Annotated in this window: 9 protein-coding genes and 1 pseudogene; 9 read left to right on the top strand and 1 reads right to left on the bottom strand. The window is 61.5% G+C overall.

Annotation, left to right across the window (positions count from 1 at the left end):
* The first annotated feature begins 86 nt into the window (after positions 1 to 86).
* The 7 genes from I5S59_RS06780 (at position 87) to I5S59_RS06750 (ending at position 10,260) form a co-directional block, all read left to right on the top strand.
* Positions 87 to 1,508 carry a transglycosylase SLT domain-containing protein gene (locus I5S59_RS06780; RefSeq protein WP_197875927.1) on the top strand — a complete coding sequence of 474 codons (1,422 nt, stop codon included), beginning with the start codon at positions 87 to 89 and terminating at the stop codon, positions 1,506 to 1,508.
* A gap of 167 nt (positions 1,509 to 1,675) precedes the next feature.
* Positions 1,676 to 3,505: an extracellular solute-binding protein gene (locus tag I5S59_RS06775; RefSeq protein WP_197875926.1), complete on the top strand. Its 1,830-nt coding sequence runs from the start codon at positions 1,676 to 1,678 to the stop codon at positions 3,503 to 3,505.
* Positions 3,502 to 5,355 (top strand): extracellular solute-binding protein, encoded by a 1,854-nt coding sequence (locus I5S59_RS06770; protein ID WP_197875925.1) that lies wholly within the window; start codon positions 3,502 to 3,504, stop codon positions 5,353 to 5,355. The genes I5S59_RS06775 and I5S59_RS06770 overlap by 4 nt, the downstream gene beginning before the upstream one ends.
* Before the next feature lies 1 nt (position 5,356).
* Entirely contained in the window at positions 5,357 to 6,430 is a 1,074-nt protein-coding gene (locus I5S59_RS06765) for a microcin C ABC transporter permease YejB (protein WP_128326253.1), read from the top strand.
* A 1-nt stretch (position 6,431) separates the two neighbouring features.
* Positions 6,432 to 7,451 (top strand): ABC transporter permease, encoded by a 1,020-nt coding sequence (locus I5S59_RS06760; RefSeq protein ID WP_197875924.1) that lies wholly within the window; start codon positions 6,432 to 6,434, stop codon positions 7,449 to 7,451.
* A gap of 1 nt (position 7,452) precedes the next feature.
* On the top strand, positions 7,453 to 9,060 hold the full coding sequence (locus tag I5S59_RS06755) for an ABC transporter ATP-binding protein (protein ID WP_197875923.1): 1,608 nt from the start codon (positions 7,453 to 7,455) through the stop codon (positions 9,058 to 9,060).
* 153 nt (positions 9,061 to 9,213) lie between these two features.
* On the top strand, positions 9,214 to 10,260 hold the full coding sequence (locus I5S59_RS06750) for a hypothetical protein (protein WP_197875922.1): 1,047 nt from the start codon (positions 9,214 to 9,216) through the stop codon (positions 10,258 to 10,260).
* A 6-nt stretch (positions 10,261 to 10,266) separates the two neighbouring features.
* Here the strand turns inward: I5S59_RS06750 and I5S59_RS06745 are convergent, their stop codons facing one another.
* Complete coding sequence (locus I5S59_RS06745) at positions 10,267 to 10,713, bottom strand: PACE efflux transporter (RefSeq protein WP_197875984.1); 447 nt, start codon at positions 10,711 to 10,713, stop codon at positions 10,267 to 10,269.
* A 121-nt stretch (positions 10,714 to 10,834) separates the two neighbouring features.
* Between I5S59_RS06745 and I5S59_RS06740 the strand changes: the two genes are divergently transcribed.
* Entirely contained in the window at positions 10,835 to 11,716 is an 882-nt protein-coding gene (locus tag I5S59_RS06740; RefSeq protein ID WP_197875921.1) for a LysR family transcriptional regulator, read from the top strand.
* A 153-nt stretch (positions 11,717 to 11,869) separates the two neighbouring features.
* Positions 11,870 to 12,901, top strand: a pseudogene (locus I5S59_RS26695) (cache domain-containing protein); the annotation flags it as partial.
* Positions 12,902 to 12,921 lie beyond the last annotated feature (20 nt).

Here is a 12,921-nt window from a genome sequence, read left to right as displayed (position 1 = left end):
GGACCGTAAAGTTCTCAAAGGTTGACCACCGGGGGGCCGCTTTCTAGAATCGTCCGACATTTTTGCCCGGAACTTTGTCCCAGCCAATGTCGTCGAATAGCCGCAGAACCTTCAATTCCGTCGCCCTGACGCGCCTGGCCCAAGCCAGTGCGCTGGCCCTGGCCGCCACCTTGGTGGGCTGCCAGAGCACCCGTCAGCTCGACGAATCCGAGAGCGTTCGCGCGCACAACTACCAGGCGCGGATGAAGCAAAAACCGGTGTTTATCCCGGTCAAGCAAGCCGAGCAGGAGCCCCAGGATGTCTGGGAGCGCATGCGCCAGGGCTTTGCCCTGCAGGACAACATCGCCGTCAACCCGCGCATCGAACAGCAACGCCTGTGGTTCGCCAGCAATCCGTCTTTCCTGGAAACCGCCGGTGACCGCGGCAGCCTGTACATTCATTACATTGTCGAGCGTCTTGAAGAGCGCGACATGCCGCTGGAACTGGCCTTGCTGCCAGCGATTGAAAGCGCCTACAACCCGATGGCCTATTCACGGGCCCATGCGGTCGGGCTGTGGCAGTTCATTCCCTCCACCGGTCGCTACTTCAACCTGCGTCAAACCCGGTTTTACGACGGCCGCCGCGACATTACCGCGTCGACCAACGCCGCGCTCGACTACCTGACCCGCCTGCACGACATGTTCAACGGCGACTGGCTGCTGGCACTGGCCGCCTACAACGCCGGTGAAGGTACGGTCAGCCGGGCCATCGAGCGCAACGAGCGCCTCGGTTTGCCAACCGATTACTGGAACCTGCCATTGCCGCAGGAAACCCGTGACTACGTGCCGAAGCTGCTGGCCCTGTCACAGGTGGTAATGACGCCCCAGGCGTACGGCGTGAACCTCAACCCGATCGCCAACGAACCGTATTTTGAAGCAGTCGCCATCAAGGACCGTCTGGACCTGTCGCGGGTCGCCGCACTGGCAGACATGGATGAAGACGAGCTGTTCCAGCTCAACCCGGCTTTCAAGAAACGCATGACCGTCGATGGTCCGCAGCAATTGCTGGTTCCGACCGCCAAAGCGCAGTTGCTGACCACCAGCCTGTCGAACATGAAACCTGAAGAGCTGCTGTCGTTGCAGCCGAAAAAGGCCGTGTTCGACGCGGCACTGGCCGAAGCAACGCCACGCACCAGCACAACCCGCAGCAGCCGTTATCGGGTTAAGCGCGGTGACAACCTCGCCTCTATTGCCCGGGCCAACAAGGTCAGCGTCAAGGACCTGCAACGCTGGAACAAGCTCTCCGGCCATGGCCTCAAGGCCGGCCAGACCCTGGTCATGCAGAGCGCGCAGCCTGCCCAGGGCAAAGACCAGAAAAAATCGACCCAGTACAAGGTGCGCAAAGGCGATTCCCTGTACCTGGTAGCCAAGCGCTTCAACGTCGAGATGCAACACCTCAAGCGCTGGAACCCGCGTAGCGGCCACGCCCTCAAACCAGGCCAGACCCTCACTGTCTACCTGCCGCACTGATGTGAGCCCGGGGGCCGCTTTGCGCCCCATTCGCGGGTAAACCCGCTCCCACAGATCCGGTTTGGCCAAGGCCTATGGGAGCACCCTTGCAGGTGCTCTTTTTCCTTGCCCTGCAAGCTGTTACTGTTACCCGATCAAAGCCCAAAGCCTCTGGATCGGATGCCGACTTGATACGTCCCCTCCTGCTCTCACTCAGCCTGGCCTTGAGCTTTCCCGCAGCTGCGACAATCAGCGAAAGCCACGGTTACGCGCAGTTCGGCACACTCAAGTACCCAGCTACATTCACCCACTTCGACTGGGTCAACCCGCAAGCGCCCAAGGGCGGTACTTTGCGCGCCATGGCTTTTGGCACGTTTGACACGCTCAACCCCTACACCTTCAAGGGCTCAAGCCCGGTTACCACCCCTAACTTCCTGCAGTACGGGGTGAGCGAACTCAATGAAACCCTGATGGTCGGCACCGGTCAGTACGACCCTTCAGGTGACGAACCGACGTCCAGCTATGGCCTGATCGCCGGCTCCGTGGAGTACAGCGAAGACCGCAGCTGGGTGGTGTTCAACCTGCGCCCTGAAGCGCGCTTTCATGACGGTCATCCGATCACTGCCAGCGATGTGGCGTTTTCCTACCGGACGCTGGTCAAGGAAGGCCACCCGATCTACCGCACCAACCTTCAGGAAGTAAAACGCGTCGACATCCTCAATCCACAGCGCATTCGCTTCGTGTTCAAACGCGCCGGCAATGCCCTGTTGATCCTGCGCCTGGGCGAGATGCCGGTGCTGCCGGCGCATTACTGGAAAGACCGCGACTTCAAGGCCACCACCTTCGAGCCGCCGCTGGGCAGCGGCCCGTACCGGATTACCGACGTGCAGCCGGGGCGGCGACTGGTGTTCGAACGGGTCAAGGACTACTGGGGCAAAGACCTGGCGGTCAACCGCGGCAAGTACAACTTCGACCGGGTCGAGTATGAGTTCTATCGCGACAGCGCCGTAGCCTTCGAAGCCTTCAAGGCAGGCGAGTTCGACATCTATATCGAGCACCAGGCCAAGAACTGGGCCAATGGCTATACCTTCCCGGCAGTACGCCGTGGCGAGGTGATCAAGGCACAGATCCCGCACAAGATACCGACCCAGACCCAGGGCCTGTTCATCAACAGCCGGCGCGCCGCGTTCAATGACCCTCGAGTGCGTCAGGCCCTGGGCCTGATGCTGGACTTCGAGTGGACCAACCGCGCACTGTTCAGCAGCGCCTACCGCCGCGCCACCAGCTACTACCCCAACAGCGAATTTGCCGCCAGCGGACTGCCGGTGGGCAAAGAGTGGCTGTTGCTGGCGCCGTTTCGCGATCAGCTACCCGCCGCCTTGTTCACAGAACCCTACAAGGTCAGCCACACCAATGGGCGCGGCACCAGCCGCCAGACCTTGCGCCAGGCACTCGGCCTGCTGGCCCAGGCCGGCTGGAAACTCAATGGCCAGCGCCTGCTCGACAGCAAAGGCAACCCGCTGAAGCTGGAACTGTTGCTGGTCAACCCGAACCTTGAGCGCATCCTGCAACCTTATGTCGAAAATCTCGCCAGCATCGGCATCGATGCACGCTTGCGCACTGTTGACCGGGCCCAGTACAAACAGCGTCTGGACCAGTTTGATTTCGACATGATTCTGATGACCCTGAACCAGACCCTCAGCCCCGGTCTTGAGCAATGGTTGTATTTTCACTCAAGCCAGGCCTCGACCAAGGGCAGCAAGAACTATGCTGGCGTCAAAGACCCGGTGGTCGACCACCTGCTCGAGACACTGCTCGGCGCCCAGACCCGCGATGATCAAGTGGCTGCCGCACGTGCCCTGGACCGGGTATTGCTGTGGCAGTACTACATGATTCCCAACTGGTACCTGGACAATCACCGCCTGGCCTACCGTAACCGGTTCGCCTTCGTCACCACGCCGCCCTATACCCTGGGGCTCAACAGCTGGTGGATAAAGCCTTCGGAGAACGCCCAATGACGTCTATGCACAGCCTGCGCATGAAGGCCTGCGCCCTGCTGCTGGCCTGCTTCGGTGCCCAGGCACTGGCCGCGCCCCAGCACGCCCTGACCCTGTATGACGAAGCGCCGAAATACCCGGCCAACTTCAAGCATTTCGATTACGTCAATCCGGACGCACCAAAGGGCGGCACCTTCCGCCAGGCAGGCTTTGGCGGCTTTGACAGCCTCAACCCGTTCATCAACAAAGGCGTATCGGCCGATGACATCTCGCTGATCTACGACACCCTGATGACCCAGAGCCTGGACGAACCGTTCACCGAATATGGCCTGGTGGCCGGCAAGATCGAGAAAGCCCCGGACAACAGCTGGGTACGTTTCTATTTGCGCCCGGAAGCACGTTTTCATGATGGCCATCCGATCCATGCCGAAGACGTGGTGTTCACCTTCAACACCCTGATCAAAAGCGGTGCGCCGCTGTTTCGCGGCTATTACGCCGACGTTGCCGAGGTCATCGCCGAAGACCCGCAGCGGGTGCTGTTCAAGTTCAAGCACAGCAACAACCGCGAACTGCCGCTGATCCTCGGCCAGTTGCCGGTACTGCCCAAGCACTGGTGGGAAGGCCGCGATTTCACCAAAGGCAACCTTGAAATACCCCTGGGCAGTGGCCCGTACAAGGTCGCCGACGTAAAAGCCGGACGCTCGATTCGCTATGAGCGGGTCAAGGACTACTGGGGCAAGGACCTGGCGGTCAACCGCGGCTTCTACAACTTCGATGTCATGACCACCGACTATTACCGCGACAGCGCCGTGGCGCTGGAAGCCTTGAAAGCCGGTCAGTTCGACTACCGCCTGGAGACTGCAGCGAAAAGCTGGGCTACCGCCTACGACGTGCCAGCCGTGCGCCAGAAACGCCTGATTCTCGAAGAATTGCCCAACGGCAACCCCACCGGCATGCAGGGTTTCGTCTATAACCTGCGCCGCCCACTGTTCCAGGATGTGCGTGTGCGCGAGGCGTTGAGCCTGCTGCTGGATTTCGAGTGGACCAACAAACAACTGTTCAATGGCGCCTATACCCGTAGCCGCAGCTATTTCGAGAACTCCGAAATGGCGGCAACCGGCCTGCCGGATGCCGCCGAGTTGAAAATTCTCGAACCTTTGCGCGGCAAGATCCCCGAGCAAGTCTTTACCCAGCCCTTTGCCAACCCGGTTACCGATGGCAGCGGCATGATCCGAGAACAGCAACGCAGGGCATACAAACTGCTGCAGGAAGCCGGGTGGCGCATCGTCGATGACAAGATGGTCGATGCCCAGGGCAAACCGGTGTCCATCGAATTTCTTCTCGCCCAGACCGAGTTCGAGCGCGTACTGCTGCCCTTCAAGCGCAATCTGAGCGACCTCGGGATAGACCTGGTGATCCGCCGCGTAGACGTTTCCCAGTACATCAACCGGCTGCGCTCGCGGGACTTCGACATGATCGTCGGTGGCTATCCGCAGTCCAATTCGCCGGGCAACGAGCAACGCGAGTTCTGGCAAAGTGCAGCCGCCGACAACCCCGGCAGCCGCAACTTCATCGGCCTCAAGGATCCGGCCATCGACACCCTGGTCGAAGACCTGATCAATGCCGACTCCCGGCAAAGCCTGATCGAACATTGCCGGGCGCTTGACCGCGTACTGCAGTGGGGCTACTACCTGATCCCCAACTGGCACATCAAGACCTGGCGGGTCGCCTACTGGAACCACATCGGCCATCCTGAGGTATCGCCCAAGTACGACATCGGCATCAACACCTGGTGGATCAAGCCGAATGTCGAGCCCGCCGTACCGGTGACCACCGCGCCCGATGCGCAACCGACCGAAGGGGCGCAATAGCATGCTGGCCTACATCTTCCGGCGCTTGCTGCTGATCATTCCAACGCTGCTGGGCATCCTGATCATCAACTTCGTGATCATCCAGGCCGCCCCGGGCGGCCCGGTGGAGCAGATGATCGCCAAGCTTGAAGGCTTCGAAGGCGCCACCAGCCGCATCGCCGGTGGCGGTGCCGAGGTTTCGGTGGCCGGTTCCAACTATCGCGGTGCGCAAGGTCTGGACCCGGCGCTGATCAAAGAAATCGAGACGATGTACGGGTTCGACAAGTCGGCACCGGAACGTCTGTGGATCATGATCAAGAACTACGCCCACCTGGATTTCGGCGACAGCTTCTTCCGTGACGCCAAGGTCATCGACCTGATCATCGAGAAAATGCCGGTATCGATCTCCCTGGGGCTGTGGAGCACGCTGATCATGTACCTGGTGTCGATCCCGCTCGGCATCGCCAAGGCCACCCGCCACGGCAGCCACTTCGATGTCTGGACCAGTTCGGCGATCATCATCGGCTACGCCATCCCGGCCTTCCTGTTCGCCATCCTGCTTATCGTGGTGTTTGCCGGCGGCAGCTACCTGGACTGGTTCCCGCTACGCGGCCTGACCTCGAACAACTTCGACGAGCTCAGCACCCTGGGCAAGGTCCTTGACTACTTCTGGCACCTGGTGCTGCCGGTGACCGCCCTGGTGATCGGCAACTTCGCCACCATGACCTTGCTGACCAAGAACAGCTTCCTGGACGAGATCAACAAGCAGTACGTGGTCACCGCCAAGGCCAAGGGACTGAGCCCGAACCGCGTGCTCTACGGGCATGTATTCCGTAACGCCATGCTGCTGGTGATCGCCGGCTTCCCGTCGGCATTCATCGGTATCTTTTTCACCGGTTCCTTGTTGATTGAAGTGATCTTCTCCCTCGACGGCCTGGGCCTGATGAGTTTTGAAGCGGCAATCAACCGTGACTACCCGGTGGTCTTCGGCACCCTGTTCATCTTCACCCTGCTGGGGCTGGTGGTGAAACTGATCGGCGACCTGACCTACACCCTGGTCGATCCACGCATCGACTTTGAAAGCCGGGAGCACTGAGATGAACCTGTCCCCTCTCAATCGCCGGCGCTTCGAGCGCTTCAAGGCCAACCGCCGCGGCTGGTGGTCGCTGTGGTTGTTCCTGATCCTGTTCGGGCTGAGCCTGGGTGCCGAACTGATCGCCAACGACAAGCCGTTGGCCGTGCGCTATGACGGCGAATGGTACTTCCCGGCCATCAAACGCTACCCGGAAACCACCTTTGGCGGTGAATTCCCGCTGGAGGCCAACTACAAAAGCCCGTACATCCGCGAACTGCTGGCTGCCAAAGACAGCTGGGTGCTATGGGCGCCGATCCCGTTCAGCTACCAGAGCATCAATTACGACCTCAAGGTGCCCGCCCCCGCGCCGCCCTCAACGCAGAACTGGCTGGGTACCGACGACCAGGGCCGCGACGTGCTCGCCCGGGTGATCTACGGCTTTCGCATCTCGGTGCTGTTCGCCCTGACCCTGACCATCCTCAGCTCGATCATCGGCGTGATCGCCGGTGCCCTGCAGGGCTTCTATGGCGGTTGGGTCGACCTTGCCGGGCAGCGTTTTCTGGAGATCTGGTCGGGGCTGCCGGTGCTGTACCTGTTGATCATCCTGGCCAGCTTCGTACAGCCCAACTTCTGGTGGCTGCTGGGCATCATGCTGCTGTTTTCCTGGATGAGCCTGGTGGATGTGGTGCGCGCCGAGTTCCTGCGCGGGCGCAACCTTGAATACGTGCGCGCCGCACGCGCACTGGGCATGCAGGACGGCTCGATCATGTTCCGGCATATCCTGCCAAACGCCATGATCTCGACCATGACCTTCATGCCGTTCATTCTCACCGGCGCCATCGGTACCCTGACCGCCCTGGACTTCCTCGGCTTCGGCCTGCCGCCAGGCGCGCCGTCACTGGGCGAACTGGTCGCCCAGGGCAAGTCCAACCTGCAGGCGCCCTGGCTTGGCATCAGCGCCTTTGCGGTGCTGGCATTGATGCTCAGCCTGCTGGTGTTCATCGGCGAGTCCGCTCGCGACGCCTTCGACCCGAGGAAATAACATGAGCAACGACACCTTGATCGAAGTACGCGACCTGTCTGTCGAGTTTGTGACCGGCGAGCAAACCCAGCGCGTGGTCGAAGGCATCAGTTTCGACATCCGCCGCGGCGAAACCCTGGCCCTGGTGGGCGAGAGCGGTTCGGGCAAGTCGGTGACCGCGCACTCGATCCTGCGCCTGCTGCCCTATCCGCTGGCACGCCATCCCAGCGGCAGCATTCACTACGAAGGGCGCGACCTGCTGACCCTGGATGAAAAGCAGATGCGCCAGATCCGTGGCAACCGCATCGCGATGATCTTCCAGGAGCCGATGACCTCGCTCAACCCGCTGCACTCCATCGAAAAGCAGATCAACGAGATCCTCCTGCTGCACAAGGGCCTGCGCGGCAAAGAGGCAACGGCGCGCACCCTTGAGTTGCTTGATCTGGTAGGCATCCCCGAGCCGCACAAACGCCTCAAGGCGCTGCCCCATGAGCTCTCGGGTGGCCAGCGCCAGCGCGTGATGATTGCCATGGCCCTGGCCAACGAGCCGGAGTTGCTGATTGCCGACGAACCGACCACCGCCCTCGACGTCACCGTGCAACTGAAGATCCTCGAGCTGCTGAAATCGCTGCAGGCGCGCCTGGGCATGGCTTTGCTGTTGATCAGCCACGACCTCAACCTGGTCAAGCGCATCGCCCACAGGGTCTGCGTGATGCAGCGCGGCTGCATTGTCGAACAGGCCGATTGCGCCACCTTGTTCCGCAACCCCACCCACCCGTACACCCAGATGCTCCTGGGCGCCGAACCCAGCGGTGGCCCGGCCGACAACCCGCCGGGCAAACCGATGCTCGAGGTGGAAGACCTGCGCGTGTGGTTCCCGATCAAGAAAGGCCTGCTGCGCCGTACCGTCGATCACGTAAAAGCCGTGGATGGCATCAACTTCAGCCTGCCCCAGGGCCAGACCCTGGGGATCGTCGGCGAGAGCGGCTCGGGTAAGTCCACCCTGGGTCTGGCCATCCTGCGCCTGATCAGTAGCCGGGGCGCCATCCGCTTTCAGGGCACGGCGCTGCAAGACCTCAATCAACAACAGGTGCGACCGCTACGGCGGCAAATGCAGGTGGTTTTCCAGGACCCCTTCGGCAGCCTCAGCCCGCGCATGTGCGTCAGTGATATCGTCGGCGAAGGCCTGCGCATCCACCGCATCGGCACGGCGGCGGAGCAGGAACAAGCGATCATTGACGCACTGAAAGAGGTGGGCCTGGACCCGCAGGCGCGCCACCGCTATCCCCATGAGTTTTCAGGTGGCCAGCGCCAGCGCATCGCCATTGCCCGGGCCCTGGTACTCAAGCCGGCGCTGATCCTGCTGGACGAGCCCACCTCGGCCCTGGACCGCACGGTGCAACGCCAGGTGGTCGAACTGTTGCGCTCACTGCAGACCAAATACAACCTGACCTACCTGTTCATCAGTCATGACCTGGCCGTGGTCAAGGCCTTGAGCCATCAACTGATGGTGGTCAAGCAAGGCAAGGTGGTCGAGCAAGGGGCGGCAGCGGATGTCTTCGCGGCGCCGCAAAGCAGCTACACCCAACAGCTGCTGGAGGCGGCTTTCCTCGCGCCTGCGCCGCTTTAGTCAAACGGACTTGATGACACCCATCGCCGACCTTGCAGGCGATGGGTGTCGCCCTTATTCCTTTCTGATGCAACCCCGGCTTTCTGCCCACCTATACTGAAACCAATCAGGCCCCAACTCGCCAAGCACTCCGTCACAAGGGGGTAAACGCTTGTGAGCCCCCGCAACCTCCTCTTTCTCCTGCTTGCACTGTTGCTGACACTGGGCGGCTGCAGTTCCCGACAAAAGGCGCCCGAGCCCCCTCCCGTTCAATTGAGCCCCGCCACCTGGGAGCAGATCGACCGGGAAATCATCGACGCGTCGCTGGCCACGACCAGTTCGGTCAATGACTATGCACGGCGCTCGATGCGTGTCTGGAAGGACCGGGTGCAACAGTTCACCGAGAGCGATTTCATCCCCTGGTTCACCGGCTACTGGACCCAGCAATGGCTGACGATGAAAGTGGCCTGGTACAAGATCAACAGCGGCGAAGGCAAGGAACCACCGGAAAAGCGTCTGGCGGCGTACCTGCAAGAGCAGTATCACCAACGCGTGCTCGACCAGGTGGCGAAAGAAATCGACCCTGAAGGTATTCGCGACCGCGCCATGGAGCTGTATGTCCAGTTGCTCGGCCAGCAATTGCAGCAACTGGCCCAGCGCTACCGGGCACCACCCGAGCAGTTCAATCTGCGCCTGACGCGCATCCAGGCCATCAACCTGGGGCCACCCGCGGCACTCAACGCTTCGCTGCATCAATTGCTCTACAGCAAATCGCTGGCCGAGCAGCCCGCCTACGCGGCGCTGGTCAAACACATGCACAGCGCCGTGCGGGCGGGCAGCCAGCGCGCCGATGTCAGCCTGTCGTCAGTAGCACAAGACGCCAGTGAAAAGCTCAGTGCCACCCTGGCGCCCCGTGGGATCGCCAGCGCCGTGGCCTCCGCCGTGGGCCGGGTCGCCGGCGCACTGATTTCAGTGGCTGCCACCGGCTACGGCATCATGTCGCACAATCAGGAACAGCCGGCAATGATCGAGCAGTTGCGGGTGATCCTCAATGTGGCACTCAACCAGGAATGGCGTGAGCTCATGGAAAACCGCAAGACTGGCACCATGGCCGGGGTCTATTACCTGTCGGGCGAAGTCGAGGAAAGCCTGCTTGGCGCCAGGCGCCTGCCCGATGAACCGGAAACCGGGTCATTGCGCATTGTCCTGCCGGCGCAGTAACTCACCTCAGGCGGCGACACCACGGCTATCCACGGCCTGGGCCGATGTCGGCAAGCCGAAAATGCGATCGAACAGCCAGTTGTAGAGGAAGGTGTAGCAAGGGATCAGGATGATGAACGCCAGGTCCACCAGGAACGCCTCGACCAGGCTCATGTCCAGCCACCAGGCAATCAGCGGGATCAGGTAGACCACCAGGGTCAACTGGAAACCGATGGCATGCGCTACACGTCGGCCAACGCTGCGCCCGCGCTTGAGCTGGCGGCTTTCCCAACGCTCGAACAGGGTGTTGTAGATGAAGTTCCAGGCCATGGCGATGGTGGTAATCATCACCGCCAGCGGGCCGGTGCTGCTTGGCGCCGTGTCCGAGAGATAGGCCAGCCCCAGGGTCGACAGGCACAGGCCGATCAGCTCATAAGCACTCACATACACCAGTTTGCGTTTCACACCTTGCACTGCGTTACCTCGATTTTTCATGAAGCGCTGCCCGTACGGGCAGCAGAGGCGTGCAAGAATGCGTCAAACTTATTGACAGAAAAAGTCGACTGCTATCAGATTCACTGACAGGAGGCCCGCCTTGAATTTTTCCAGCGACAACATCGAACTGTTTCTTGCCGTGCTCGATCACGGTTCCTTCTCGGCCGCCGCGCGCGCACTGGGCCGTGTACCTTCGGCCGTGAGCATGGCCGTCGGTAACCTTGAAGCCGAACTGGGCTATGCGCTGTTCACCCGCACCCACCGTGAAGCGCAGCCCACAGCCCTTGCGCAAGCACTGGCACCGCAGGCGCGGATGATTGCCGCACAGCTGGGCCAATTACAGGTACATGCCCTGGAACTGTCCCAAGGGCTGGAAAGCACGCTGACCATCAGTGTGGTTCCGGATATCGATCACGCCCCCCTGCTGAACGCGATCAAGACCATCAGCGCCCAGTATCCGCTGCTGGAGGTCGAACTGCTCAGCGCACCGCAGGAAGAAGCACTGGCGCTGCTGCACAGTGGCCGCGCCAGCCTGTGCCTGGCGTTCGCCGGGTTGACGGTAGACCCGCGGCAACGCTTTCAGCAGGTCGGCATGGAGTCGCTGGTCGCGACCATTTCACCGCAGCACCCTGCCCTTGCGCATCGCCCCCGACAGATCGCCTACCTCGAAGACCTGGCCAATGTCCGGCAGATTCTGGTCGCCAGCCAGGACTTGCCGATCAGCGATCCCCGCGCCCTGATCGGCAAGGCACACTGGCGCACCAACAGCCTGAGCATGGCGCTTGAGATGGTAGAAGCCGGCCTCGGCTGGGGCGACTTCCCCTTGTCACGGGTCGCGCCACTGCTACAAGCCGGCCGACTGCTGCGCCTGGACTTCAAGAACACCCGCAACGAACTGAAACTGCCGGTTCACGCCTTCTGGCGGCATAACCTGCCACTGCAAAAAGCCGCACAGGCGCTGGTGCGGCTGCTCGGCGTCTAGTGCCTGGCGGGCGTGGGCCGCATCCCTCGACTTGCCCTGCGACAATCTGCCTTTCAGCTTTTCAAGCCTGCGGCCGATAGCCGTGAGGATAAGCCCGCGCATTGGCCAAAAGCCCCGCGCGGGCTCCTCCTTACTGGCACAAGGTCTCGGAACATGAACCTGAAATTTCGCCACAAGATCCTGCTGTGCGCCTGCGGCGTCGTGGTTCTGGCTTTCGCTCTGTTTACCCTCTACAACGATTACCTCCAGCGCAACACCCTGCGGCAAAACATCGAGTCTTCGGTCAAACAAGCCGGCGCGTTGACCGCCAGCAGCGTGCGCAACTGGATGGACGGCCGCGTCCTGCTGCTGGAAAACCTCGCCCAGGACGTTGCCCACCAGGGCAGCAATGCCGACTTCCCGGGGCTGGTGGACCAACCTGCGTTTACCGACAACTTCCAGTTCACCTATGTTGGCCAGGCCAATGGCGTATTCACCCAGCGCCCGGACGCAAAAATGCCCGACGGCTACGACCCGCGTCAGCGCCCGTGGTACACCGCTGCCGTCGCCGCCAACCAGACCATGCTGACCCCGCCCTACATGGCTGCCGTCGGCGGGCTGGTGGTCACCATCGCCATGCCGGTCAAGAACAAGTCCAGCGGCGAACTGCTGGGCGTGGTCGGTGGCGACCTGAGCCTGGGCACGCTGGTCGACATCATCAATGCCGTCGACTTCGGCGGAATCGGTCACGCCTTCCTGGTAGACGGCAAGGGGCAGGTGATCGTCAGCCCGGACAAAGACAAGGTGATGAAGAACCTCAAGGACATCTACCCGGGCAGCAACCTGAGCGTTGCCGCGGGCACCCATGAGGTCACGCTGAACAACGAAGAGCGGATCATTGCCTTCGCCCCGGTCAGCGGTCTGCCGTCAGCCGACTGGTACATCGGCTTGTCGATCGACAAGGACAAGGCCTATGCCGCGCTCAGCCAGTTCCGCACTTCGGCCATCATTGCCATGCTTATCGCGGTAGCCATGATTGCCGGTGTGCTGGGCATGTTGATTCCGGTACTGATGCGGCCATTGACCACCATGGGCCGGGCCATGCAGGACATCGCCCAGGGTGAAGGCGACCTGACTCGCCGCCTGGTTGTGGAGAACAAGGACGAGTTCGGCGAACTGGCCGCAGCCTTCAACCAGTTTGTTGAACGCATTCACGCTTCGATTGC

Source organism: Pseudomonas alkylphenolica, from assembly GCF_016009175.1.
GTDB lineage: Bacteria > Pseudomonadota > Gammaproteobacteria > Pseudomonadales > Pseudomonadaceae > Aquipseudomonas > Aquipseudomonas alkylphenolica_B.
The sequence above is the reverse complement of the archived record's forward strand: the minus strand, read 5'-3'. Positions and strand labels throughout refer to the sequence as shown.